At 63.9% G+C, this 25,392-nt stretch carries 26 protein-coding genes; 14 read left to right on the top strand and 12 right to left on the bottom strand.

The genetic code is table 11. The features are described 5' to 3' along the window. Positions 1-69: 69 nt before the first annotated feature. The 3 genes from ABE456_RS09920 to ABE456_RS09930 form a co-directional block, all read right to left on the bottom strand. Positions 70-675 carry a 3'-5' exonuclease gene (locus ABE456_RS09920; protein WP_346643738.1) on the bottom strand — a complete coding sequence of 202 codons (606 nt, stop codon included), beginning with the start codon at positions 673-675 and terminating at the stop codon, positions 70-72. A gap of 8 nt (positions 676-683) precedes the next feature. Further along, entirely contained in the window at positions 684-1,163 is a 480-nt protein-coding gene (locus tag ABE456_RS09925) for an NYN domain-containing protein (protein WP_346643739.1), read from the bottom strand. Between the two features lie 163 nt (positions 1,164-1,326). Then, positions 1,327-2,085 (bottom strand): DUF2076 domain-containing protein, encoded by a 759-nt coding sequence (locus ABE456_RS09930; RefSeq protein WP_346643740.1) that lies wholly within the window; start codon positions 2,083-2,085, stop codon positions 1,327-1,329. Positions 2,086-2,252: 167 nt separating this feature from the next. Here ABE456_RS09930 and ABE456_RS09935 point away from each other — a divergent pair, with 167 nt between their 5' ends. Then, positions 2,253-2,909, top strand: a complete 657-nt coding sequence (locus tag ABE456_RS09935; RefSeq protein ID WP_346643741.1) for a YciC family protein — start codon at positions 2,253-2,255, stop codon at positions 2,907-2,909. An 86-nt stretch (positions 2,910-2,995) separates the two neighbouring features. Next, the gene (locus ABE456_RS09940) at positions 2,996-3,487 is read left to right on the top strand and encodes a hypothetical protein (RefSeq protein WP_346643742.1); all 492 of its coding nucleotides are present in this window, start codon (positions 2,996-2,998) and stop codon (positions 3,485-3,487) included. An 18-nt stretch (positions 3,488-3,505) separates the two neighbouring features. Here ABE456_RS09940 and hrpB read toward each other — a convergent pair whose 3' ends face one another. Beyond that, the gene (gene hrpB, locus ABE456_RS09945; protein ID WP_346643743.1) at positions 3,506-6,034 is read right to left on the bottom strand and encodes an ATP-dependent helicase HrpB; all 2,529 of its coding nucleotides are present in this window, start codon (positions 6,032-6,034) and stop codon (positions 3,506-3,508) included. 116 nt (positions 6,035-6,150) lie between these two features. Here hrpB and ABE456_RS09950 point away from each other — a divergent pair, with 116 nt between their 5' ends. Then, the gene (locus ABE456_RS09950) at positions 6,151-6,570 is read left to right on the top strand and encodes a polyribonucleotide nucleotidyltransferase (protein ID WP_346643744.1); all 420 of its coding nucleotides are present in this window, start codon (positions 6,151-6,153) and stop codon (positions 6,568-6,570) included. A gap of 22 nt (positions 6,571-6,592) precedes the next feature. Next, entirely contained in the window at positions 6,593-7,465 is an 873-nt protein-coding gene (locus ABE456_RS09955; protein ID WP_346643745.1) for a cation diffusion facilitator family transporter, read from the top strand. Positions 7,466-7,511: 46 nt separating this feature from the next. On the opposite strand, the gene ABE456_RS09960 is transcribed toward ABE456_RS09955, so the two are convergent. Beyond that, positions 7,512-8,288 (bottom strand): DUF6515 family protein, encoded by a 777-nt coding sequence (locus ABE456_RS09960; protein WP_346643746.1) that lies wholly within the window; start codon positions 8,286-8,288, stop codon positions 7,512-7,514. A gap of 395 nt (positions 8,289-8,683) precedes the next feature. Between ABE456_RS09960 and ABE456_RS09965 the strand changes: the two genes are divergently transcribed. Both ABE456_RS09965 and ABE456_RS09970 read left to right on the top strand, forming a co-directional pair. Beyond that, positions 8,684-9,160, top strand: a complete 477-nt coding sequence (locus ABE456_RS09965) for an Lrp/AsnC family transcriptional regulator (RefSeq protein WP_125462492.1) — start codon at positions 8,684-8,686, stop codon at positions 9,158-9,160. Positions 9,161-9,214: 54 nt separating this feature from the next. Further along, positions 9,215-9,418, top strand: a complete 204-nt coding sequence (locus tag ABE456_RS09970) for a DUF2788 domain-containing protein (protein WP_003249787.1) — start codon at positions 9,215-9,217, stop codon at positions 9,416-9,418. A 106-nt stretch (positions 9,419-9,524) separates the two neighbouring features. On the opposite strand, the gene ABE456_RS09975 is transcribed toward ABE456_RS09970, so the two are convergent. From ABE456_RS09975 to ABE456_RS09990, 4 genes are all read right to left on the bottom strand, one after another. Beyond that, complete coding sequence (locus ABE456_RS09975; RefSeq protein ID WP_346643747.1) at positions 9,525-10,163, bottom strand: pseudouridine synthase; 639 nt, start codon at positions 10,161-10,163, stop codon at positions 9,525-9,527. 6 nt (positions 10,164-10,169) lie between these two features. Further along, complete coding sequence (amn, locus tag ABE456_RS09980) at positions 10,170-11,633, bottom strand: AMP nucleosidase (protein WP_346643748.1); 1,464 nt, start codon at positions 11,631-11,633, stop codon at positions 10,170-10,172. A gap of 105 nt (positions 11,634-11,738) precedes the next feature. Continuing rightward, a complete protein-coding gene (locus ABE456_RS09985) occupies positions 11,739-13,391 on the bottom strand; it encodes an acyl-CoA dehydrogenase family protein (protein WP_346643749.1) in 1,653 nt (550 codons plus the stop codon). A 270-nt stretch (positions 13,392-13,661) separates the two neighbouring features. Continuing rightward, positions 13,662-15,650, bottom strand: a complete 1,989-nt coding sequence (locus tag ABE456_RS09990; RefSeq protein ID WP_346643750.1) for a 7TM diverse intracellular signaling domain-containing protein — start codon at positions 15,648-15,650, stop codon at positions 13,662-13,664. Positions 15,651-15,915: 265 nt separating this feature from the next. On the opposite strand from ABE456_RS09990, the gene ABE456_RS09995 reads away from it, so the two are divergent. The 4 genes from ABE456_RS09995 (at position 15,916) to ABE456_RS10010 (ending at position 19,429) form a co-directional block, all read left to right on the top strand. Further along, positions 15,916-16,713, top strand: coding sequence for a hydroxymethylpyrimidine/phosphomethylpyrimidine kinase (locus ABE456_RS09995; protein ID WP_346643751.1), 798 nt, complete (start codon positions 15,916-15,918; stop codon positions 16,711-16,713). A gap of 13 nt (positions 16,714-16,726) precedes the next feature. Further along, a complete protein-coding gene (gene thiE / locus ABE456_RS10000) occupies positions 16,727-17,350 on the top strand; it encodes a thiamine phosphate synthase (RefSeq protein WP_346643752.1) in 624 nt (207 codons plus the stop codon). Between the two features lie 15 nt (positions 17,351-17,365). Then, entirely contained in the window at positions 17,366-18,649 is a 1,284-nt protein-coding gene (gene hemL / locus ABE456_RS10005; protein WP_003249773.1) for a glutamate-1-semialdehyde 2,1-aminomutase, read from the top strand. A 234-nt stretch (positions 18,650-18,883) separates the two neighbouring features. Then, positions 18,884-19,429 (top strand): tetratricopeptide repeat protein, encoded by a 546-nt coding sequence (locus ABE456_RS10010; protein ID WP_346643753.1) that lies wholly within the window; start codon positions 18,884-18,886, stop codon positions 19,427-19,429. 3 nt (positions 19,430-19,432) lie between these two features. On the opposite strand, the gene ABE456_RS10015 is transcribed toward ABE456_RS10010, so the two are convergent. Continuing rightward, positions 19,433-19,759, bottom strand: coding sequence for a DUF1820 family protein (locus ABE456_RS10015; protein ID WP_016489346.1), 327 nt, complete (start codon positions 19,757-19,759; stop codon positions 19,433-19,435). A gap of 250 nt (positions 19,760-20,009) precedes the next feature. Here ABE456_RS10015 and ABE456_RS10020 point away from each other — a divergent pair, with 250 nt between their 5' ends. Genes ABE456_RS10020 through lnt form a run of 4 tightly spaced genes read left to right on the top strand, consistent with a single transcriptional unit; the run spans position 20,010 to position 23,865 of the window. Continuing rightward, entirely contained in the window at positions 20,010-21,008 is a 999-nt protein-coding gene (locus ABE456_RS10020; protein WP_346643754.1) for a PhoH family protein, read from the top strand. Further along, the gene (gene ybeY, locus ABE456_RS10025) at positions 21,001-21,474 is read left to right on the top strand and encodes an rRNA maturation RNase YbeY (protein WP_346643755.1); all 474 of its coding nucleotides are present in this window, start codon (positions 21,001-21,003) and stop codon (positions 21,472-21,474) included. Before ABE456_RS10020 ends, ybeY begins: the two co-directional genes overlap by 8 nt. A gap of 25 nt (positions 21,475-21,499) precedes the next feature. After that, positions 21,500-22,339 (top strand): HlyC/CorC family transporter, encoded by an 840-nt coding sequence (locus ABE456_RS10030; protein WP_003257584.1) that lies wholly within the window; start codon positions 21,500-21,502, stop codon positions 22,337-22,339. A gap of 8 nt (positions 22,340-22,347) precedes the next feature. Beyond that, on the top strand, positions 22,348-23,865 hold the full coding sequence (gene lnt, locus ABE456_RS10035) for an apolipoprotein N-acyltransferase (protein ID WP_346643756.1): 1,518 nt from the start codon (positions 22,348-22,350) through the stop codon (positions 23,863-23,865). Between the two features lie 95 nt (positions 23,866-23,960). On the opposite strand, the gene ABE456_RS10040 is transcribed toward lnt, so the two are convergent. Continuing rightward, positions 23,961-24,722 carry a YdcF family protein gene (locus ABE456_RS10040; RefSeq protein ID WP_346643757.1) on the bottom strand — a complete coding sequence of 254 codons (762 nt, stop codon included), beginning with the start codon at positions 24,720-24,722 and terminating at the stop codon, positions 23,961-23,963. 136 nt (positions 24,723-24,858) lie between these two features. After that, entirely contained in the window at positions 24,859-25,173 is a 315-nt protein-coding gene (locus tag ABE456_RS10045; RefSeq protein WP_346643758.1) for a hypothetical protein, read from the bottom strand. Between the last annotated feature and the right edge of the window lie 219 nt (positions 25,174-25,392).

The raw sequence follows: 25,392 nt of genomic DNA on the forward strand, positions 1-25,392 counted from the left end.
CTTCGCGGGTTTACCCGCGAAGAGGCCAGTTCAGGCAACACAACCCTCAAATCGAACACCTGTAAGCCCTCAACAATACCTCGTCAACGCCTCGCGAACTTTCGCCGCTGGTGTTTTCTGCAACCGACAGAGCAGCTCATGCGAAAGCTGTTGCACCCCATGGTCCTGGCGCAATACGCCAGCCAGGTGTTGCAACAGGTTGGCCGCCATTTCCGCATCGGCCATGGCGCGGTGCGCGGTACCGGTATCTGGCAGCCCGGCCCAGCGCGTCAGGGTACCCAGCTTGTGGTTTGGCGCCGCCGGCAGCAGGCGCCGTGACAACAGCAAGGAACAGGCGAAGGACTGGCTGCGGCTACGGCCGATGCGGCTCAGTTCGTAGTCCCAGAACTTCTGGTCGAAGGCGGCGTTGTGGGCCAGCAGCGGAGTGCCGCCGACAAATTCGGCCACTTCGTTCATCACCTTGTCCACCGGCGGCGCGCTGCGCAGCATGGCGGTGGTGATGCCGGTCAGCCCGGCAACGAAAGCCGGCACTGGCACGCCAGCGTTCATCAGGCTCTGGTAGCGCTCGACGATGCGCCCGCCCTCCAGCATCACCACCGCCACCTCGGTGGCGCGGCAGCCGGCGCCGGGTGAGATGCCGGTGGTTTCAAAGTCGATGACAGCGATGCGTTCCACGAAAAACCTCAGTGCTTGAGCAACAGCGTACCCTCGATGGGTACATAGCGGGTGGCGGCACGGATCAGCGACAGTGCCGTAAGCCCAGGCACACCATACACCACCGCTTCAGTACCATGGCGCTGGATTACACGCTCAAGCAGCAGGTCGAAATCACCGTCACCAGAGGCCAGCACCACCTGGTCGACGCGGCTGGCCGCGTCGATCACATCCAGAGTAATGCCCACATCCCAGTCACCTTTGGCCGAGCCATCGCTGCGCTGGATGAACGGCTTGAGGCGCACGTCAAAACCGAGGTTGCGCAAGATCTGCTGGAACTGCTGCTGCTTGCTGTCGCCACGGTCGATGGCATAGGCCACGGCCTCGACGATCTGGCCTTCGCGGCTGACATCAGCCCACAGGGCGGTGTAGTTGAAATGGCAACCGTGGGCCTGGCGCACGGTGTAGTAGAGGTTCTGCACATCGGCGAACAGCGCGATCTTTTTCACCTGGGAACCTCTTGGTCGGCCTGATAATGCTGGGGGCTGCTTTGCAGCCCTTTCGCGACACAAGGCCGCTCCTACAGGGGATCACGTACCCTTGTAGGAGCGGCCTTGCGTCGCGAAAGGGGCGCACAGCGCCCCCAAAATTGCCAGCAGTATGCCAGACCTGTCAGACGTACGAATCGTCGTCCGAGAAGAACCCGCCATCATCGCTGCCGTAATCGGTGTCGGCGTAACCACCCTGGTCACTGCCCCAGCCACCATTGTCAGCCACTTGCTGCTGCCCCGCCTGGTCATTCCAGCCACCGCTGTCACTGGCTGGCGCCGGTTCTTCCTTGATCACCTCGACCACCTCTTCAGGCTGCGAGTTGTGGTTGAACAGGCTGCTGATGCCCTGCGCCAGCAATACACCGCCCGCCACACCGGCTGCAGTCTGCATGGCACCGCCGAGGAAACTGCTGGCACCACCGCGCGCTGGCGCGGCACCAAAGCCAGGCTGTTGCGCCTGCGGCTGGGAGAAGCCTGGGGCCGATGGCTCACGCCAGCCTCCACTCGATGCTACCGGGGCGGCAGCGGGACGCTGAGGCTGCACCACCGGGGCCGCATTGCGCCCACCCGAGCCAAAGATGCTGGACAGGAAACCACCGCCGCCATTGCTCGGCGCGCTATTGCTGGCTTGTGCGGCCTCGGCGCGGGCACGGGCTTGCTTGAGCTCGGCTTCCAGCTGCTTGTTCTGCTCGTCGAGGCGCTTGATCGCGGCCTCCTGCACCAGGATCGCCTGGGCCATGTAGTAAGGTGCCGCCGGCTGCTGACGCACATGCTCCTCGATGCACGCCTGGGCCTGCGCGTCACGCGGCTGCCTTGGGTCTTCGGCTTGCTTGATGCGGCCGAACAGGCCGTCGATCAGGGTTTGTTCTTCAGTGTTCATGGGGCGACCTCGTGGGGTAGCGGGACAACGGACAGCGTCAAAGATGGGGCGTGCAGGCGCGGGATTCAATCATTGGCGGTGTGAAACTTTTTTCAGCAAGTGACAGCCCCAAGCCTGCTTTGGGCTAAAGTTATGCCCCTGTTTTTACTGCCATGCGATGTTGACTGATGAATCCGCTGAGCGTTCTGCGCGACTCCCTGTACTTCTTCCGCCGCCACTTGCCGAACATTCTCCAGCTGTGCCTGCCGCTGGTGGTGCTGGAAGCCCTGCTCACCCAACTGCTGTACCGCCAGCTGGGCGACCAGGCATCGCCGGCCTACGGCATGCTGGTCAGCCTGCTGTTCTACCCGCTGTACAGCGCCGCGTTGATCCTGTACCTGGACACCCGCAGCAACGGCCAGCACATCGCCAAGCGCGACCTGTTCGCCCGCGCCCTGCAGCTGTGGCCGCAACTGGCCCTGCTGATCCTGATCAGCTCGCTGCTGATCATGGCGGGCCTGGCGCTGTTCATCTTCCCGGGCGTGTGGATCATGATCAACCTGGTGTTCGCCGAGTACCTGCTGGTACTGCGCGGCCGCCCGGTGATGCTGGCGATGCGCGAAAGCGCCAGCATGACCACCGGGCACTTCATGCGCATCATGATCTGCGTAGTCGCTGTGCTGGCACCGATCTGGCTGATCGACGGGCTACTGCTGATGGCCTTCCCCGAGCCATCACCCGGCATGGAACTGGCCATGGACAGCCTCAGCGGCTTCCTGCAGTTGTTCAGCACCGTGGTGCTGTACCGTCTGTTCATGCTACTGGAGGGTGAGGCCAACGCCTGAGGCAACGAGGGAAAGTCTTCAATCTGCGGTGTGACCACCTTTGGCAATAGGGTGCAGAACCTTCACTGCCATTTGAGGAAAATACCATGCATGAAGACATTCTGGCGGAGTTCGCCTGCTCGTTTCGCGGCAAACTGTACATGCGTGCGGTTGACGGAAACATCCCACTGCGCCTGAGCCGTAGCGACGACAAATTCAATTGGGGTGTCACCCCTGAAGATGACTGGCTGCAGGCCGGTGGACGGCATGACTCCCCGGTGATGAGTTTCCACTACGATTCGCGTACCGATGATCGCCTGCACTATCACATCAGCATTCCAGGGCGCCCAAAAGCCAAAAAGCTGGGCGTCAGTCGCAACGGCTACCTCGGCTTCTACTGGAATGCCGAGGTCACCGATTACTGGAAAATCGAACCGCTGCAGCTCGCCGATGAAGGGCTGATCTGCTACCTGCGCGATCACCGCGGCCACAGGGTGGGCGCCATCGCGGATGCCCCACACAAAAGCGGTGATTGGGTGGCGCTGCTCAACGTCGATGAAGGTGAGCCGTACACCTTCCTGCTGGTAGCGGCCGATTGAACGGTCCCGGCGACACAATCAGGTCCCACGGGGCTTGGCCCGTGCGGTAGCCTCGGCCACCAGCGGGTCATCCGGCCAGTAATGCTTCGGATAGCGCCCTTTCAGGTCCTTCTTCACCTCGGCATAAGTGGTACGCCAGAAGTTGGCCAGATCCTGAGTCACCTGCACCGGCCGCCGGGCCGGTGACAACAGGTGCAACTTGACCTGTTGGCGGCCATTGGCAATGCGCGGGGTGTCGGCCAGGCCGAACAGCTCTTGCAGGCGCACGGCGAGTATCGGCGGGTTTTCGCTGTAATCCAGGCGAATATTGGACCCGGACGGCACGGCCAGGTGCGCGGGGGCCAGCTCTTCCAGGCGCTGCGGCAGCGGCCAAGGCAACAGGTTGCGCAGCATCGAAGACAGATCCAACGCGGCAAAATGGCTGAGCCGCGATACCTTGCCCAAATAGGGCTGCAACCAGTCTTCCAGGCTGGCGAGCAGGGCCTCGTCAGCCAGGTCGGGCCACTCGCTTTGCCCTTCCTTGTCCAGATCCAGCTGGCGCAGCAGTGCCACCCGGGCCTGCCACTGGCGCAGTTCCGGTGTCCAGGTCAGCAGGTTCAGGCCTTTGCGCCGTACCAGGCCAAGCAGGGCCCGGGCCTTGGCATCGTCATCCAGGCCAGGCAACGGCTCACGGCTGAGGACCAGCTCACCAACCTTGACCTGTCGCTCGGCGCGCAACACCTGCTCGCGCTCGTCCCAGTCAAGGATATCGACCCGCTCGACCTGCTCGGCCAGCACACCATCGAGCAGGCCCGGCTCGAACTCTGCTGCCAGATAGATACGCTCTTCACGCTGGCCCTGGCGGCTACCCAGGTCGGCGATCACCAACCATGGGCATTTCATCAGCGCATCGACCTCGGCAAACAGCGCCGCGCGGCCGTTGGCCAGCCGGTACTCCGCACCACCCTCGCGGCGCTGCTGGGCGACGCGGTCGGGGTAGGCCAGTGCCAGCAGCGCGCCCAGCCAGCGCGGGTGGGCCGGGTCGGCGACCGGCGCGCCGGCCTTGCCACGCAGCAGGCCACGGTACTGACGGGACAGTTGCCGCGCACGTTGCACGCCACCCTGGGCACCGCGCGCAGCCTTGCTCTCGCCACTGACCAGCACCAGCCGGCTGTGCAGGTCGGCGCCGCCACCGCGCTGGATGTCGCGCTCGCCCAGCAAGGCCGCCACATCGCAGGCCATCTGTGACAGGCCCAGGTCCTGCCCGCGCAGCAGCAAATGCGCGATACGTGGATGGGCCGGCAGTTCGGCCATGGCCTGGCCATGTTCACTGAGGTTGTCACGGCTGCCGGGCTTGAAGGCACTGAGCCGCACCAGCAAGTCCTGGGCCTGGGCGAATGCGGCAGCCGGTGGCTGGTCAAGCCAGCGCAACTGTTCAGGGGTAACACCCCAGCGCGCCAGTTGCAGGGCCAACCCGGCCAGGTCGGCCTGGAGGATTTCGGCGCTGCCATGGGCGGCGAGTTGATCATGCTGGGCCTCGGACCACAGCCGGTAGCACACGCCCGGTTCCAGGCGGCCGGCACGGCCGGCGCGCTGGGTGGCGCTGGCGCGGGAAATACGCTGGGTGTCCAGGCGGGTCATGCCGCTGCCAGGGTCAAAGCGCGGCACCCGTGCCAGGCCGGCGTCGATCACCACACGCACGCCGTCGATGGTCAGGCTGGTCTCGGCAATGTTGGTGGCCAGCACCACCTTGCGCAGGCCCTTGGCCGGTGGATCGATGGCGGCGCGCTGGGCGTTCAGGTCAAGTTCACCGTGCAGCGGGCACAGCAGGATCTCAGGCCGCTCACCCAAGGCCTCCTGCAAGCTCTGGTGCACCCGGCGGATCTCGGCCTGGCCGGGCAGGAATACCAGCACGCTGCCGGCCTGGTCGGCTAGCGCCTGCAGCACGCTGTCCACCACCCGTGGTTCGATGAATTCGCCAGGCTGGAACGGCCGGCCCCAGCGGATATCCACCGGGTGCATGCGCCCTTCACTGCTGACCACCGGGGCGTCGCCCAGTAGCCGCGACAGGCGCTCGCCCTCCAGGGTCGCGGACATCAGCAGAATCTTCAGCGGCGGGTCATCGCGGAGCAACTCGCGACCATTCAGGCTCAACGCCAGGGCCAGGTCGGCATCCAGGCTACGTTCGTGGTATTCGTCAAAAATCAGCAAACCCACGCCTTCCAGCGCCGGGTCGGCCTGCAGGCGGCGGGTAAGGATACCTTCGGTCACCACTTCGATACGGGTTTTCGGCCCGACCTTGCTGTCCAGGCGAATGCGGTAACCCACCGTTTCACCCACCTGCTCGCCCAGTTCGCTGGCCAGCCGCTCGGCGGCCGCTCGCGCCGCCAGGCGCCGCGGTTCAAGCATCAGGATGGTCTGCCCGGCCAGCCACGGCTCGTGCAGCAGCGCCAGCGGCACACGGGTGGTCTTGCCCGCACCGGGCGGTGCTTCGAGCACCGCTTCGTCACGGTTTTCCAGGGCCTGGCGCAAAGCGGGCAAGGCAGCATCAATGGGTAATGAAATCATGGTGGTCCTCGAACAGTCTCGCGAGTATAACGGCGAACCCAGCCTGCTCTATCATGGTCTTAGCATCAGGCGCAGGCGTTTCGCTTGCCCTGCTGAATACCTTCTCGGAGATTTACATGCGCATCCCAACCCGCGTCATCGGTGGCGCCCTCATCGTCACCTTGCTGACTCAACTGACGGCCTGCGGCACCATCTTCTACCCCGACCGTCGCGGCCAGATCGGCGGCAAGATCGACCCAGTGGTTGCCGCAATGGATGCCATCGGCATCCTGTTCTATGTGATCCCGGGGCTGATCGCCTTCGGCATCGACTTCGCCACGGGCGCCATCTACTACCCAGGGGGGCGCAGTGCCCAGGTCGACCCGGCCAAACTGCAAGAAGCCGTCAGCCCTGATGGCAAAGTCGACAACCTGAAGTTGCAGGCCATTCTCGAAAGCGAACTGGGCCAGCGCCTGCCGCTGGACGACCCACGGCTGATCCAGCACCGCGGCAGCATCGAACAGCTGGCCAGCCTGGGACTGGTACCTGCGGCCTAAGCCACAAGGACACTGACCACGGATGACCACCACCCCGGCTGAACACCAACGCCTGCTACGCCTGGCCACCCGCGCGTCACTGGCGGTGGCCAGTATCCTGGTGCTGAGCAAGGCACTGGCCTGGTGGCTGAGCGGCTCGGTCAGCCTGCTGGCCGGGTTGACCGACTCGGCGCTGGACGCCGTGGCCTCGTTCCTCAACCTGCTGGCGGTGCACTACGCCCTGCGCCCGGCCGACGACGATCACCGTTTCGGCCATGGCAAGGCCGAAGCCCTGGCCGGCATGGCGCAGGCGCTGTTCATCGGCGTGAGTGCGGTGCTGATCGGGGTGCAGGCGGTCGAGCGCCTGCACAGCCCCCAACCGCTGGGTGATACCGCCATCGGCATCGCGGTGATGGTGCTGTCGCTGGTGCTGACTGTTGCCTTGCTGGCCTTGCAGCACAAGGTCATCCGCCTGACCGGCTCTACCGCCGTGCGCGCCGACTCCCTGCACTACCGCTCGGATCTGCTGCTCAATGGCAGCATCCTGCTGGCCCTGCTGCTGGCGCGCTTTGGCTGGCCGCAGCTGGATGCACTGTTCGGCCTGGGCATTGCTTTCTACATCCTCTGGAGCGCGCTGCAAATCGCCCGCGAAAGCACAGCCATCCTGATGGATAAGGAACTGCCCGGCGATGTTGGCGAAGACATGGCCGCGCGAGTGCTGGCCATTCCTGGGGTGAAAGGCGTGCATGACCTGCGTACGCGGGTGTCGGGCAACCAGTGGTTCGTGCAGTTGCACCTTGAGCTGCCGGGGCAGTTGCCGCTGGATCAGGCGCATGGGCTATGCGTCGAGGCCTCGCGCGTGATCCGCCAGCGTTATCCACAGGCCGATGTGATGGTGCATGCGGACCCGGTGTAAATCTCTCAAGCCACACGCGACCGTTGTAGGAGCGGCCTTGCCGGCTTCAGTTGATGCTGTACCCCCGCCCGCTGAAGCAGGCCCCCAGCGCCCGCTGGTAAATGCTGAGCACATTGGCCGGCGGCGCGTACGTTGCCGTCGCCGGGTCAAACCCTGACTGGCTCACCGCCCAGCGGTGGCACTGGTAGCGGTCCTGCTCCTGCTGCTCCTGCCCCTGGCCATGCATCGGATAAGCCACCACGTCATACCCACCATTTGCCGGCGCGGCGACGGGCGGGTTGACCACCACATACTCCTGGCTGTCAGCCAGGTACTGGTAATAGGTATCGGCCACCAGGAAGAACAGCGCACCACCCAGCCAGACTTCCTGCGCATAGGGCGGCAAGTAATTTACCCGCACGCCATAGGGCGGGGTCACCACTACGTAACTGCCCCCATGCGGGCGATACCAGTATCCACCGGAGTAGAAATAGTCATCACCACGGTAGGGCACTTTCCAGTAGCGGTCGGGGAAATGATCGATGGTATGCCCTGGGCGATACTGCGGCCCTGGGCCCCAGCCATTGCCGTGGCCATCCGGGCGCCCCTGCCAGTGGGGGTCATCACCATGACGGCGTGGAATGTCCTGGTAATAGCCCTGGCGTGGCGGCTGGGTCTGACGCACTTCGTCGCGCGAGTTGAGCGAGCGACCGGGCCCACCTTCACTTTGCACCTGCTGACCGTGTTCACCATGCCCCTCGCCCGGCCCTTCGGCCATGGCCCCAAGGCTGATGCCCAAACCCAACAAACCAACACCTGCCAACTGCCAGATGCGCGACTTCATGTTGTTCCTCACGGTAGAAAAAACTGCGACCACAGCCAGTCTACCGCGCCTATCACACAGGCCAATTAAAATTCCAGACATGAAAAAAGGGAGGCCGTAGGGCCTCCCTTCAGGAAATGTCGTCCGTGCTCGGCACTTGTGGCGCCGGCTCACCTCACACCGTCTTCTGGAGGGTGTGTAGCCCGGGGGCCTGCAGATCCTGTTGGATGGCTGGCCGCGACCGCCCGCCTAGGGCGCGTCGCCGTGGACTGATGTCCGGGCAGTGATTCTGTTGATAAAGATACCGGACGGGTTGCGACAGAGGATTGCGAAGATTGCTCGGATAAATAGCACTTGCGCAATTTTTCACCCAGGATTGATAATTCACCGCAATCCGAACAGAAAAGGCAAATGCCATGAGCAAACTTGACCGCTACGACCTGAGCATCCTCGCCGAATTGCAGCGCGATGCGCGCATTTCCAACCAGGAACTGGCCGAGCGCATCGGCCTGTCGCCTTCGCCATGCTCGCGTCGGGTCAAGCAACTGGAAGACGACGGCTACATCTCGCGCCAGGTAGCCCTGCTCGACCGCAAGAAGCTGGGCCTGAGCCTGACTGCTTATGTACTCATCGGCATGGACCGCCACACCCCGGAACGTTTCGAAACCTTCGAAGCGGCCATCCGCAACCTGCCACAGGTGCTCGAATGCAGCCTGGTCACCGGCATGGATGCCGACTACCAGCTGAAAGTGGTGGTGCCAGACATGGACCACTACCAGAAACTGCTGCTAGGTAGCCTGACTCGTATCGACGGCGTCACCAGCGTGCGTTCGAGCTTCGTGCTCAACCAGGTGCTGGCCAGCACCGAGCTGCCATTGACCCACCTGCGTTAAATGCTCACGCCAGCAGGCGTATAATCGAACGCTCAACCCGCCTGGAGAACACCGATGGATCCCGCCGTATTCGAAGAGTGGATGATGATCATCCTGGTCACCGTGCTGATCGGTTTCATGGGGTTCATCGTCTGGGACCTGGCGAAAAAGTCCAAGGCGGGCAAGTTCGGTACGCTGATCCTGTTCTTCGTGCTGGGGCTCGGGGTGCTGGCCTTTATCATCAAGAGCGTGGTAGTGGGGTTTCTGGAAGGGGTGTAGCGCTCAAGAAAGCCGGGAGCGCCTTGCGCTCCATCGCGACGCAAGGCCGCTCCTACAGGGGATCGCACAATGCCTGAGCTTGCGCTGTCCTGTAGGAGCGGCCCCTCTAGCGCTGCAATTTCGCCGGAACTTCGCGCCAGCAGCCCTGCTCCAACCCATCCAGCGCCCAGTCACCAATCCGCACCCGCACCAGGCGCAAGGTCGGCAACCCCACCGCCGCCGTCATCCGCCGCACCTGGCGGTTGCGCCCCTCGCGAATCACCAGCTCCAGCCAACTGGTCGGCACGCTCTTGCGAAAGCGCACCGGCGGGTTGCGTGGCCACAGCTCCGGCTCGTCCAGGCGCCGCGCCTCGGCTGGCAAGGTCGGCCCGTCGTTCAGCTCCACGCCATCACGCAAGCGCTGCAACTGCTCGTCGCTCGGCTCGCCCTCCACCTGCACCCAGTAGGTCTTGGCCAGCTTGTGCTTGGGGTCGGCAATTCGCGCCTGCAGGCTGCCATCGTTGGTCAGCAACAGCAAACCTTCACTGTCGCGGTCCAGCCGCCCGGCCGGGTACACACCCGGGATGTCAATGAAGTCCTTGAGGGTCGCGCGCCCTTCGCCGTCGCTGAACTGGGTCAGCACGTCGAACGGTTTGTTGAACAGGATCAGGCGCGGCTCAGCCGGCGGCGCCTTGGCCTGGCGACGCGGGCCGGCGGCAGGCCGCGCCTGGGGACGGCGCGGCTGGTTACGGGGTGGCAGTGACATGGATCCTCAGCGGAACGGCGGCTCATCGAAGCTGCGCAGTTTACGCGAGTGCAGCGAGTTGAGCTCGGTGCGCAGCAGGTCGAGGGCAGCAATACCGATCTTCAGGTGCTGGCTGACCGCCCGGTTATAGAAGGCGTTGGCCGAACCCGGCAGCTTGATCTCGCTATGCAGCGGCTTGTCGGACACACACAGCAAGGTGCCGTAAGGCACGCGCAAGCGGTAACCCTGGGCGGCAATGGTGCCGCTTTCCATGTCTACCGCCACAGCACGCGACAGGTTGATGAGCGGCCGTTCCTGGGCCCAGCGTAGCTCCCAGTTGCGGTCGTCGTAGGTCAGCACGGTGCCGGTGCGCAGGCGCTTCTTCAACTGCTCGCCACGCTCGCCGGTGACCTGCGCGGCGGCCTCCTGCAAGGCCAGCTGCACTTCGGCCAAGGCCGGAATCGGGATATTTGGCGGCACGACGCGGTCAAGAATACCGTCGCGGCGCATGTAGGCATGGGCCAGCACGTAGTCGCCAATGGTCTGCGACTGCCGCAGGCCGCCACAGTGGCCGATCATCAGCCAGCAGTGCGGGCGCAGCACGGCCAGGTGGTCGGTGATGTTCTTGGCGTTGGACGGCCCCACACCGATGTTGACCAGGGTAACGCCGTCACCATCACCTGCGATGAGGTGGTAGGCCGGCATCTGGTAGCGGTGCCAGACCACACTGGCCACTAGCGCCTGGGTCTCACCGTGGTCCATGCCCTTCTCGATCACCACGTTACCCGGTAGCACCATGCGTACGAAACGCGGGTCGTCACGCAGTTGTTCCAGGCCATGACTGATGAACTGGTCGACATAGCGATGGTAGTTGGTCAGCAGGATCCACGGTTGCACATGGCGCCAGTCGCTGCCGGTGTAGTGCACCAGGCGGCGCAGCGAGAAGTCGACGCGCGCGGCATCGAACAGCGCCAGCGGCAGGACTTCGGCACGTTCCCAGTCGCACAGGCCGTCGGCGATGTTGTCGGTGGCGGCAGACAGGTCGGTGCTGGGGAACACCCGCGCCAGTTGCGCGGCGGTAATGCCACTGCCAGCCAGTTCGTCGCCCTGGTCGACCACGTAGGGGTACGGGATGTTCTGTTCGCTGACACCGACCTCCACCGTGACGGTGTAGTCGTGCATCAACGGGCGCAGTTGCTCCAGCAAGTAGCCACGAAACGCGGCTGGCTGAGTGACGGTGACGCTGTAGGTGCCGGCCACCTGGACCTTGGCGTAGGCGCGGGTGGTGGCGGCGACTTCGCCATGGCTGTAATAGGTCAGGCGTATCGCCGGGTAGCGGAACAAATCGCGCTCTTCGGCGCCGGGCTCGGTACGGTCCTTCAGGTAACGCTTGAGGGCCTGGCTAAGGGCCCCGGTGGCCTGTTCATGTAGGGCCGCCAGACGATCGACGGCCTGTTCGGGGGTATCAACGACTACAAAAGCTTGGCTCACACTGTGCTTCCTGTCTGGACATCCATGTGAAGCATCTTGCCTGCCTTCTTGGCTAAATACACCCCCATTGATCGGTGTTAATCAGCAGGCCAGCACTGGCCGCTCCTACAGGCTCTGTGCTGGTGTAGCCCTGGCCACCAGGGCCTCCACATCCACACCTCGCGGCAAAGCCCCATACACCCGGCCACCACCCGCCAACCGGCTGCCAATGAATGCATCACTGACCAGCGCATTCCCCGCCTCCAGCAACAGCTTGGCCTGCAACGCCAGGGCAATGTCCTCAGTCAACTGCCGTGCGCGGTACTGCATGTCGCCGGTATCGGCAAACGCCCCCTTGAGGTTGCCGATATGCGCCGCCAACCGCGGGTCGCCATGCCCATCACCCAGCTCCGCGAACAACGCATCGAGCACCCCCGGTTCCTTGGACAACGCCCGCAGCACATCCAGGCACTGCACGTTGCCCGAGCCTTCCCAGGTCGAGTTGACCGGCGCTTCGCGGTACAACCGTGGCAGGATGCTGTCTTCCACATAACCGGCGCCGCCCAGGCACTCGGCAGCCTCGTTGATCATGGCCGGCGCGCGCTTGCAGATCCAGTACTTGCCCACCGCCGTCACCAGCCGGGCGAAATGCGCCTGCTGCGGGTCGTCGAGTTGCTCCAGCGCCTGCCCCATGCGCAGGCTCAAGGCCAGCGCGGCTTCACTTTCCAGGGCCAGGTCGGCCAGCACGTTCTGCATCAATGGCTGCTCGCTCAGCAGCCGCCCGCCAACCTTGCGGTGGGCACAGTGGTGGGTGGCCTGGGTCAGCGCCTGACGCATCAGCGCGCTGGAGCCGACCATGCAATCGAAACGGGTCATTGCCACCATCTCGATGATGGTTGGCACACCGCGCCCTTCTTCGCCGATCATCCACGCCAGCGCGCCACGGAACTCCACCTCGCTGGAGGCGTTGGAGCTGTTGCCCAGCTTGTTCTTCAGGCGCTGGATATAGAACTGGTTGCGGCTGTCGTCCGGGCGGTGGCGCGGCAGCAGGAAGCAGCTCAGGCCTTTTTCGGTTTGCGCCAGAGTGAGGAAGGCATCGCACATGGGCGCCGAGCAGAACCACTTGTGGCCGACCAGCTCGTAGGCCTGGCCTGGCCCCGGCGCACCGACCGGGTAGGCCCGGGTGGTGTTGGCTCGCACATCGGTGCCGCCTTGCTTCTCGGTCATGGCCATGCCCAGGGTGACCCCAGCCTTGTGCCGGTCGCCGACGTTGCGCGGGTCGTATTCGCAGGCGAGGATTTTCGGCAGCCAGTATTCGGCCAACTCGGGTTGCAGGCGCAGTGCCGGCACGGCGGCGAAGGTCATGGTCAGCGGGCAGCCGGTGCCGGCCTCGGCCTGGCTGTGCAGGTAAGTCATCGAGGCCCTGGCCACATGGGCGCCGGCGCGGGGTTCGGCCCAGGGCAGCGAAGGCAGGCCATGCTCGACGGCGGTGCGCATCAGTTCGTGGTAGGCCGGGTGGAACTCGACCAGGTCGATGCGATGGCCATAGCGGTCGTGGCTGCTGAATTCGGGTTTGTGCGTGTTGGCCAGGAAGCCTGCCTGCATCAGTGGGCCGCCGGCCAGGGCCCCGTAGGCATCGATCCGCGACTCGGCCCAGCCGGCGCCGAAACGCCGCGACCACTCCTGGAGTGGCAGGTCGAGACGGTACAGGTTGGCACCGTCGAGGGATGGCGGCTGGTTGGTGACTTCGTGGGTTTCAGCGTACTGGTGCAGGTTCATCGGGGGCTCCTGGATCCGGGTAGGCTTGAGAGACCCAGTGAAGCACTCCCTGCGGGGGAGTCAAAGTGGCATTCGTGACTAAAGGTGTGGTGGTGGGGGCATGGGTTGAGTCAGCGCTTGCAGATGCATGTCTTGAGCCGGCATCAGGGCTGACAGATGTTCGCCACAACAGTTGCAGCGCCTATGAGATCGAGCGCCGCCCGCGCGGCGCTCAATCTCATAGGCGCTGAAAATGTCTCGGTGAACACCTTTCAGCCCTGACCCAACTCCTCAAAGCGAACGCCGCGCCTGCAGCATATTCACCGGCATCTGCACCTGCGAAACCGCCATGTTCATACTCAACTCAAACCGGCTCCCCAACCCCCGCGTCGACTCATGCGCCAACCGGGCCCCGAGCAATTCCCCCATCTGCCGGCAGATCGACAACCCGATCCCCAACCCGCCATAGCGCCGGGTCATCGAGCCATCCACCTGGAAGAACCGCTGATACAAGGTCGACTGTTCCAGGTCATCAAAGCCGATCCCGCTGTCACTCACCGTAAAGGTCAACGCCAGGTCATCCGGCCCCACCCGGCGCCCACGCACCTGTATCATCACCCCACCCTGATGGGTGAACTTCAACCCATTGTCCACCAGGCACCCCAGGCAGCGCGCCAGCTTCTGCCCGTCACCCAGCAGCCCATCCGGCAGATCAGCCGGGATATCCAGGCTCAGGTACAAGCCTTTGCCCAAAGCCTGCCCGGCATACCCGGCACGCAGGCCCTGCAACAGCGTGCGCAGGCTGAACGGCGCAGGCAGTGCACGCAGGCGGCCGGCCTGCAGTTCAGACAGGGTAAGAATCGCATCGACCATGTCCATCATGCCCTGCGCCGACCCCACCGCCGTACGATGGTACTGGGCCATCTCGGCCTCCATCGGCAGGGTGTGCATCAATTCCAGCGAGCCGATCACACCATTCATCGGGGTGCGCAGCTCATGGGTCACACTGGCCAAAAACTCATCCTTCAGCCGGTTGCTCCTGGCCAGCTGCAGGTTCAGCTGCTCCAGCGTGCGGCCAGTCTCACGCAAGGTCTGCGCCTGCTGCTCGCGCAGGCTGTTGATGCGGTCAGCCAGCGCCAGCGACAGCAGTGCCACTTCCAGCGCTGAGCCCAGCTGGCTGGCATACATGGTGATGAACACATTGGGCAGATAGCCCAGCACCATCAGCGTGTTGACCAGGCCACCCAGCAGAAACGCCGTCCAGGCAATAATGAACCAGCGCGCCACGCGCAAGCCGCGCCACCAGGCATATAGCCCGGCGCTGAAGATACTTACGGTAAACAGCAGCGCCAGCAGCGTGGCCATGCGCAAGGCCAGGCCATACGGCATGCTCACTGCCAGCACCATGACCAGCGCGCCACCCAGCATCAGCACTTGCAATAGCCGGTCGAAGCCATGGCTGATGCGGCCTAGCTGCAGAAAGTGGCGGGCAAACTGGCAGCCAAACAGGCCGGCAGCACCAATGAACAAGGGCGTCGAGGCATTCGCCCACCACGGGCTGTCTGGCCACAAGTAAGCCACGCCCGCCCCGTTCACCGACACCTGGTAAAAACCGAACGAAGCGATATAGAGGATGTAGTAGAGGTAACTGACATCGCGCACGCTAAGGTAGATGAACAGGTTGTACACCAGCATCACCAGAAGCACGCCGTAGATCATCCCCAGCACATACAGGCGCGTGGGCTGCTCCTCCAGGTAGGCTTCAGGGGACCACAGCGCCAGCGGCGCCTGCACCGAGCCCTGGCTGTGCAGGCGCAGGTAGGCGGTAGTCACCTGGCCAGGCGGCAGCTGCAGTTCGAACAGGTAGTTGTTCTGGCGGATCTGCCGGCTGTCGTAGGGCAACGCATCGCCAGTGCGCTGGGCCAGGCGGTAGACGCCACTGCGGTCGGGCAAGTACAGCTCAAGGTGGTCCAGCGGTGGGTAAGCCAGCTCCAGCAGCCATTGACGCGGGGCGGCGCTGGGGGCGGCGACAGGGCGCAGCTCGACCTTGAGCCAGAACACCGAGGTAGAGTACCCGGCGTTCAGCACGTCTTCGTGATGGGCGCGGAAGTGTTTGGCGAACCCGGGCGCACTGACCTGGGCAATACTGGCACTGCCGCCGAGGTCTTCATAAACCTGCATGGCCTTGCCCAGCGGAAGATGCCGGGTAGCGTCGTCAAAATCGACCGCTCCGGCCAGCACGGGCAGCAAGCCCAGAAGCACAATCAGCAAATAGCGCATACAGCCCCAGCATGGCCTGTCCGGTTGCGTCGTGGTTGCCTCCCATCCGTTTGAGACGACGTGATCCAGCAGAACCCGTTTGTCGAGTTATCCGAGCACTCTAGCATAGCTTCACGACCTGGCAATCGGCCATATCAAAACACAAAGAAAAGGCTCTAAATCAATACTTTCAGAGCAAACACCAATACATACCTGACCGATCGATCAGCAAAACTCGTTTGTCGGACGATCCGTCCAAACAGGTTTGGTGGTAAGCTCGCCGACCATGAATACCTACAGCTCCCGCCCCGTTGTCCTCTGTCTCTCCGGCCACGACCCAAGTGGCGGCGCCGGCTTGCAGGCAGATATCGAAGCCCTGATCGCCCAAGGCTGTCACGCCGCACCCACGGTGACCGCCCTGACCGTACAGGATACCGTCAACGTTTCCGACTTCCGCGTGCTCGACCGCGAGTGGGTACTGGCCCAGGCCAATGCCGTGCTGGCCGACTCCACGGTGGCCGCCGTCAAGCTGGGCATGCTCGGCTCGATCGAGATGGTCGATACCGTCGCCGAACTGCTTGCCGCCCACCCGCACCTGCCGCTGGTCTGCGACCCGGTGCTGCGCGCCGGTGGCGGTGGCCGCCTGGGCAAGGACGAAGTGGGCTACGCCTTGCGCGAACGCCTGCTGCCGCTGGCGACCATCGCCACGCCTAACCTGCCTGAAGCGCGCATCCTCGCCGAGCTGCCCGAAGGCAGCGCCGACGAGTGTGCCGAGAAACTGCTGCCGTTCTGTAGACACCTGCTGATTACCGGCGGTCACGGCGACGAAGACGAAATTCACAACCGCCTGTACACCCAGGACGGCCAACAACATACCTGGACCTGCCAGCGCCTGCCCGGCAGCTACCACGGCTCGGGCTGCACCCTGGCCAGCGCCCTGGCCGGCCGCCTGGCCCTCGGCGAGCAGCTGGAAAGTGCCGTGCGCAGCGCCCTGGACTACACCTGGCGCACCCTGCGTGACGCCGAGCAGCTGGGCAAGGGCCAGTACGTGCCGCGCCGCCTGCCCCTGGACTTCTGCTCCTGATACGAGGCTTTCAATGAAGCTACGTGGTCTGTATGCCATCACCGACAGCCAGCTGCTCGCCGGCCGTTTCCTGTCCCATGTCGAGGCGGCCCTGGAAGGCGGCGTGTGCCTGCTGCAATACCGCGACAAAAGCGACGACGCGGCGCGCCGCCTGCGCGAAGCCGAAGGGCTGCTGAAGCTGTGCGAGCGCTACGGCACCCAGCTGCTGATCAACGACGACGCCGAACTGGCCGCGCGCCTGGGCGTGGGCGTACACCTGGGCCAGACTGACGGCCCGCTGACCCCGGCCCGCGCCCTGCTCGGCCGCCAGGCAATCATTGGCTCCACCTGCCACGCCAGCCTCGACCTGGCCGCCCAGGCTGCCAGCGAAGGCGCCAGCTATGTGGCCTTTGGCCGTTTCTTCAATTCCGTCACCAAACCGGGCGCCCCCGCTGCCAACGTCGAACTGCTGGAGCAGGCCCGCGCCCAGGTGAAACTGCCGATTGCGGTGATCGGCGGCATTACCCTCGACAACGCCGCCCCGCTGGTCGCCCATGGCGCCGACCTGCTGGCGGTGATCCACGGCCTGTTCGGTGCCGACAGCGCGCAGGAAGTCACCCGCCGCGCCCGCGCCTTCAACGCCTTGTTCGCATCCTGATTCGAGAGAACTCCCATGTCCCGTTCCGAAGCCCTGTTCGCCCAAGCCCAGAAGCACATCCCCGGTGGCGTCAACTCGCCGGTCCGCGCTTTCAAGAGCGTTGGCGGCACGCCGCTGTTCTTCAAGCATGCCGAAGGCGCCTACGTTGTTGACGAGGACGACAAACGCTACGTCGACTACGTTGGCTCCTGGGGCCCGATGATCCTTGGCCACGGCCACCCGGACGTGCTGGACTCGGTACGCAAGCAGCTGGAGCACGGCCTGTCCTACGGCGCACCAACCGCCATGGAAACCGAAATGGCCGACCTGGTCTGCTCGATCGTGCCGTCGATGGAAATGGTGCGCATGGTCAGCTCGGGCACCGAAGCTACCATGAGCGCCATCCGCCTGGCCCGTGGCTACACTGGCCGCGACGCCATCATCAAGTTCGAAGGCTGCTACCACGGCCACTCCGACAGCCTGCTGGTAAAAGCCGGCTCCGGCCTGCTGACCCAGGGCGTGCCAAGCTCGGCAGGCGTGCCGGCGGACTTCGCCAAGCACACCCTGACCCTGCCGTTCAACGACATCGCCGCCGTCGAGAAGACCTTGGCCGAAGTCGGCCAGACCGTCGCCTGCATCATCGTCGAGCCAGTGGCCGGCAACATGAACTGCGTACCACCGGCGCCGGGCTTCCTTGAAGGCCTGCGCGAGCAGTGCGACAAGCACGGCGTGGTGCTGATCTTCGACGAAGTGATGACCGGCTTCCGCGTTTCCCTGGGTGGTGCTCAAGGCCACTATGGCATCAAGCCGGACCTGTCCACCTTCGGCAAGATCGTCGGCGGCGGCATGCCGGTCGGCTGCTTCGGCGGCAAGCGCGAAATCATGGGCTGCATTGCCCCGCTTGGCCCGGTTTACCAGGCTGGCACCCTGTCGGGCAACCCGCTGGCCATGGCCGCCGGCCTGACCACCCTCAAGCTGATCAGCCGCCCGGGCTTCCATGCCGAACTGACCGACTACACCAGCCGCATGCTCGACGGCCTGCAGCAGCGCGCCGATGCCGCTGGCGTGCCATTCGTCACGACCCAGGCCGGTGCCATGTTCGGCCTGTACTTCAGCGGTGCCGACGACATCGTCACCTTCGAAGACGTGATGGCAAGCGATGCCGAGCGCTTCAAGCGCTTCTTCCACCTGATGCTCGACGGTGGCGTGTACCTGGCACCGAGCGCGTTCGAGGCGGGCTTCACCTCCATCGCCCATGGCGACAAGGAGCTGCAGATCACCCTGGATGCGGCTGAGAAGGCCTTTGCTGCCCTGAAGTAATGTAGTGCCTGTATTGGCCCTTTCGCGGGTAAACCCGCTCCTACAGGCGCCGTCCCTGTGGGAGCGGGTTCACCCGCGAAGGGGCCGGTACAGGAAATAAATACCCGTGCACAATCAGCTGACTTCCCCAACCGAGCAGAATTTCGAGTAAAACTTTGTAAGGTTGGCGCTGCTTATCCCATAATGTGCCACCAGAGACATTGGCCGCAGCTTTGCAGAGGTAAGTCGATCCCCATGAACCGCACCGGCCGCGCCCTGACCCTGGGCTGCCTGTTGCTTCTTCAGCCCCTGCTGGCTCTGGCGGAGGGCGGTAACTCGTTGCTGATTCCGGCAACGGGGCGCTGCACGCTCAATGTTCAGCCAGAAGACCTGCAGAACGCGCTGAAAGCCTGTGAGCAAACTGCGGCGACCGGGGATGCCCAGGCGCAATTCGAACTGGGCGAGTACTACTACACGCAAACGCCAAAGAACTTGAAAAAGGCCCTGGACTGGTTCGAAAAGGCCTCGCTGCAAGGCCACGCCGACGCCCAATACCGCCTGGGCGCCATGTTCTTCCATGGCGAAGGGGTCAAGGCCAACAACGTGCAGGCCTATATCCTGCTGAAGATGGCCGCGGTCAACGGCGCCGAAGATGCGCTGGACATGGCCGACGAAGTGACCGAGCAAATGCCCCGCGACGAACTGGAGCATGCCACCCAGGTGCTCGGCCAGATCTTCCGCAAGTACCTGCTGGAACTGCAGAACGCCGAAGGGCGCACGCCATTCTCGCCACTCCCCTGAGGGTTACTTTTCCGGCATTGGCATCGGGAACGGCATCACATTGCCGCCGCCCTTGGCTTCGCTGATCTTCGCCGTGCCCAGGCGCTCCACCTCATCGATGCGCACGATGGAGTGCATCGGCACGAAGCTGCGGATAACCCCCTCGAACTGGCTCTTGAGCTTCTCTTCGCTCGGGTCTACCACCAACTGCGAGCGCTCGCCGAACACGAACTCCTCGATTTCCAGGAAACCCCACAGGTCGCTCTGGTAAATCTGCTTGGCGTACATCTCGAAGACCTGTCCCTGGTTGAGGAAGATCACTTTATAGATGGCAGGTTCGCGTTTGCTCATGTTTGGCGGAATAACACATGCGTAAGAAAAGGGGCGCATCATAGCAGTGCCGGCCTCTTCGCGGGTAAACCCGCTCCCACAGCTTCTCCACCGGCCTTGAAAACGGCGCAGTACCTGTGGGAGCGGGTTTACCCGCGAAGAGGCCGGAACAGGCAGTACATACCGTTGAACGTTTCAGTGCTTTCGCCACTGCCATTCAAGGGTTATTCTTGAGATCAACTCCATTGCCGTCGAGCGGCTAAAAACGACCTTGAACGCACCCATACAACCCCATCGTTTCATCCTCGAACCTTTCGAGGCCCACCGTTTCGCCAACTTGTGCGGCCAGTTCGACGAGCACCTGCGCCTGATCGAACAGCGCCTGGCCATCGAGATCCGCAACCGCGGCAATCAGTTCGAACTGATCGGCGAACCCAAGACAACCTCCGCTGCCGAACAGCTGCTGCGCCGTCTCTACCGCGAGACCAAGGCCAACGACCTGTCGCCAGAAACCGTGCACCTGTACCTGCAGGAGTCGGCCGTCGAGAACATCGACAACCCGGCCGTCAACGAGGTCAGCGTTTCGCTGCGCACGCGCAAGGGCAACATCCGCCCGCGCGGGCTCAACCAGCAACGCTACGTCAAGGAAATCCTGGCCAACGACATCAACTTCGGCATCGGCCCGGCCGGTACCGGCAAGACCTACCTGGCCGTGGCCTGCGCCGTGGACGCGCTGGAGCGCGAACAGGTGCGCCGCATCCTGCTGGTACGCCCGGCGGTCGAAGCAGGCGAAAAGCTCGGCTTCCTGCCCGGCGACCTGGCACAGAAGATCGACCCGTACCTGCGCCCGCTGTACGACGCCCTGTACGAAATGCTCGGCTTCGAACATGTGGCCAAGCTGATCGAACGCCAGGTAATCGAGATTGCCCCGCTGGCCTACATGCGTGGCCGCACCCTGAACAACAGCTTCATCATCCTCGACGAAAGCCAGAACACCACGCTCGAGCAGATGAAGATGTTCCTCACCCGTATCGGCTTCGGCTCCACGGCGGTGATCACCGGTGACATCACCCAGGTCGACCTGCCACGTGGCACCAAGTCGGGCCTGGCGCACGTCATCGAGGTGCTAAGGGACGTTCCGGGGATCAGCTTTACCCACTTCCAACCCAAAGATGTGGTTCGTCACCCACTGGTGCAGCGCATTGTCGAGGCCTACGACCGCTTCGATGCCCGCCAGGCCAAGCCCGAGGCGCCCGGCAAAGATGCTTGAACTTGATATCCAACGGGCCACGGATGCTGCCGCCCCGGATGACGCCGCCTTCCGCCGCTGGTGTGAACTGGCCCTGCGCCAGCGCAGTGCCGACTCGGAAATGACCATTCGCCTGGTCGACGAAGCCGAAGGCCGCGAGCTGAACCACACCTACCGGCACAAGGACTACGCGACCAATGTGCTGTCGTTCCCGGCCGATGTGCCTGACGACCTGCTCGATATCCCGCTGTTGGGCGACCTGGTGATCTGTGTCGCTGTGGTCGAGCGCGAAGCTGCCGAACAAGGCAAGTCGCTCGAGGCCCACTGGGCGCATCTGGTCATACACGGTTGCCTGCACCTGCTCGGCTACGACCACATCGAGGATGAGGAAGCCGAGGAAATGGAAGGCCTGGAACGGGAATTGCTGGCAGAACTGGGTCACCCTGACCCGTACGCCGACGATGAAACCGACACAATCACACACTGATACACGAAGGATCACGAGAACCGCCATGAGCGAAGATCGATCGAGCAACGGGCAGAAGTCCTGGCTGGGTAAACTGACCCAGGCTTTTGCCCATGAGCCGAAAAACCGCCAGCAGCTGCTTGAACTGCTGCGCGAAGCCCATCAGAACAAACTGCTGGACAGCGAAGCGCTGACCATCGTCGAAGGCGCCATCCAGGTGGCCGACCTGCAGGTTCGCGACATCATGGTGCCGCGCTCGCAGATGATCAGCATCAAGGCCAGCCAGTCGCCGCGCGAGTTCCTGCCGGCGGTGATCGACGCCGCGCACTCGCGCTACCCGGTGATCGGCGAAAGCCACGACGATGTGCTCGGGATCCTGCTCGCCAAAGACCTGCTGCCATTGATCCTCAAGGAAAACGGCGACAGCTTCAACATCAAGGACCTGCTGCGCCCGGCCACCTTCGTGCCCGAGTCCAAGCGCCTGAACGTGCTGCTGCGCGAGTTCCGCGCCAACCATAACCACATGGCCATCGTCATCGACGAGTACGGCGGTGTGGCTGGCCTGGTCACCATCGAAGACGTACTGGAGCAGATCGTCGGCGATATCGAGGACGAACACGACGTCGAGGAAGACAGCTACATCAAGCCGCTGCCCAGCGGTGACTTCCTGGTCAAGGCGCTTACCCCGATCGAGAACTTCAACGAGTTCTTCGACAGCGAGTTCTCCGATGACGAGTTCGACACGGTCGGCGGCCTGGTGATGAGCGCCTTTGGCCACCTGCCCAAGCGCAACGAAACCACCGAGATCGGGCCCTACAAGTTCCGTATTCTCAATGCCGACAGCCGGCGGATACACTTGCTGCGCCTGACCCCGATCACCCGTTAAGGACAAACATGCGTTGGATCACCCGCCCCGGCTGGCCCGGTAACCTGCTGGCCCTGGCGGCCGGTGCCTCCACCCTCCTGGCCCTGGCGCCGTTCGACATCTGGCCGCTGGCCGTGGTGTCCATCGCCCTGCTCTACCTTGGCCTGCGCGAGCTCAGCCCGCGCCAGGCCATGTGGCGTGGCTGGTGGTTCGGATTCGGCCTGTACGGCGCCGGCACCTGGTGGATCTACGTCAGCATGAACACCTATGGCGGCGCCTCGCCGTTGCTGGCGATTGTGCTGCTGTTGGCGTTCTTCGCCGCCCTGGCCTGGTTCTTCGCCCTGCCCACCTGGCTATGGGCACGCTGGTTGCGGCGCAATGAAGCGCCACTGGCCGATGCCCTGTGCTTCGCCGCCCTGTGGCTGCTGCAAGAGGCCTTCCGTGGCTGGTTCCTGACCGGTTTCCCTTGGCTCTACGCGGGCTACAGCCAGCTGGACGGCCCGCTGGCCGGCCTGGCGCCGTTGGGTGGCGTGTGGCTGATTTCGTTCACCCTGGCCCTGAGCGCCGCCTTGCTGTGCAACCTGCACCGTCTGCGCGCCCGCCCCTCGTTCCTGGCCGCGGCCTGCCTGCTGTTGCTGGCCCCATGGGTACTGGGCCTGGCGCTCAAGGGCCATGCCTGGACCAAGCCGGCAGGCGACCCGCTCAAGGTCGCGGCGATCCAGGGCAACGTCGAGCAGGACCTGAAATGGGACCCGGCGCACATCGACGCGCAACTGGCGCTGTACCGTGACCTGAGCTTCAGCTCCAAACCGGTGGACCTGCTGATCTGGCCGGAAACCGCAGTGCCGGTGCTCAAGGACCAGGCCCAGGGCTACATCGACGTGATGGGCCGTTTCGCCGCCGAGCGGCATTCGGCGCTGATCACCGGCGTACCGGTGCGGGAAGTGGTGCACCACCAGCGCCGCTACTACAACGGCATCACCGTCACCGGTGAAGGCGATGGCACCTACCTCAAGCAGAAACTGGTGCCGTTCGGCGAATATGTGCCGCTGCAAGACATGCTGCGTGGCGCTATCGAGTTCTTCAACCTGCCCATGTCGGACTTCGCCCGCGGGCCGGAAGACCAGCCGCTGCTGCAGGCCAAGGGCTACCAGATCGCGCCGTATATCTGCTATGAGGTGGTCTACCCCGAATTCGCGGCCGGCCTGGCCGCGCGCAGCGACCTGCTGCTGACCATCAGCAACGACACCTGGTTCGGCACCTCGATCGGCCCGCTGCAGCACCTGCAGATGGCCCAGATGCGCGCACTGGAAGCTGGCCGCTGGATGATCCGCGCCACCAACAACGGCGTGACCGCGCTGATCGACCCGTTTGGCCGTATCACCACGCAAGTACCACAATTCCAGCAGGCGGTGCTGTATGGCGAGGTGGTGCCGATGCAGCAGCTGACGCCGTACCTGCAATGGCGCTCATGGCCGCTGGCGATTGTCTGTGTGCTGCTGCTGGGCTGGGCATTGCTGGCCGGGCGCATAGCCAAAACCGTCTAGCTGGCGTTACGCGGTCCTGTGGGAGCGGCCTTGTGTCGCGATAGGGCCGCGAAGCGGCCCCGGCAAGCCATGCATCGACGCTGAAATCCTGGGGCTCAATAGAACACCCGGTACCCCACCAACCCCACCACCTCATTGAGCAACTGCCCGCTCTGCCACATCGCCCGGCTCTCCGGCAGCAACCCGCCAAACGGCCGCGCATGATCGCGCCCGAGGAACCCCACAGGCGCCGGCACCACCTCGAACCCTGCCTGTTCAAAACTCCAGCGCGAGCGCTGCATGTGCCAGGCCTGGGTCACCAGCACCACCCGGCGAATGCCCAACGGCTGCAGCACCTTGGCCGTCAGCTGGGCGTTCTCCCAGGTCGTGCGGCTACCCTCCTCCCGCCACTTCACCTCGACAGCAAAGTCTTCATGCAGGCGATCCGCCATCAATCGTGCTTCGCTTGGTGGCGTGCCGTAGTGCAGCCCGCCACTGGTCAGCACCGGCAAGCCCGATGCCTTGGCCAGCCGCGCGGCAAAGCGCAGGCGCTCCAGCGCCGTAGCAGTAGGCTGGTCGCTGCCACCCCAGGCCGGGTCGCCGCGTTCACGCCCCGCGCCCAGCACCACAATGGCGTCCGCCCGGCTTGCCAGGCCCGACCAGCCGCTCACCGCCAGCGGCGCCTCGCTTTCCAGCACACGGGCGGTTTCCTGCACTACCAGCGGCAGGCTCATCAGCCACAGGCCACCGAGGCCCACGGCAAAGCACAGCGCTGCCAACCTGGGCCGGCGGCTGCGCAGCCACCACGCCGCAAGTAGCAGCAAGAACAGGACGCCCGGCGGCATCAGCCATTGTTTGATGAAGAATCGGATCGGCATCGGCCACACCTCCTTGGCAGGCGTGCAGCCTAAGAGGATCGGCGCCGGTCAACAAGGGTGCGGCCGGCGCCGATCGTGAGATGTACATGTTTTGAAGAACCGGCGCGCGATTGCCTGCGCCTGGCGTCCTGAACGGCTAGCGATGTGGCAGCGTCCTGGATCTCGCCGTGTTGGCGGGGCGTTTCTTGTCCTTGAGCCAGATGATCTTGGCCGATGTCGGCTCCGCTTGTGGGTAACTGCCGACAGAGGCATTTTGGCGCTCCGGGAGGGAATCCAGGTAGGCCTTGATCACTTCGAACTCTGCGTGGCTAAGGCCACGCAACTCCAGCTCGGCTGGCATCTCGTCGCGCAATCGCACCGAGGTCCTGGCCGTTTCCAGTGCCAGGCCGAGCCGGTCGATCAGGCGCTCGTATAGCTCCGGTCTGATTACGGGTAGCTGCGTCTCTCCCATCCGTTCACCTCATTGAAGGTAAGAATATCTCCCCCCACACCTGAGCTTAGCGTCACTGCAAAAAGCAGCTGTGCGCCGCGACCAGCGGGCATTCGCAACGAAGGTTTCCCACGATGCGCAGCGCTGCTGTATGCTACGGCGTTCACTCTAAACGACACCGGAGTGCCGGACGCAGCGAGGTTCCGCTGCCTGGAACAAGGTCTCTTCTCTCTCAGCAAA

It is taken from the genome of Pseudomonas sp. TWI929, assembly GCF_039673335.1.
GTDB lineage: Bacteria > Pseudomonadota > Gammaproteobacteria > Pseudomonadales > Pseudomonadaceae > Aquipseudomonas.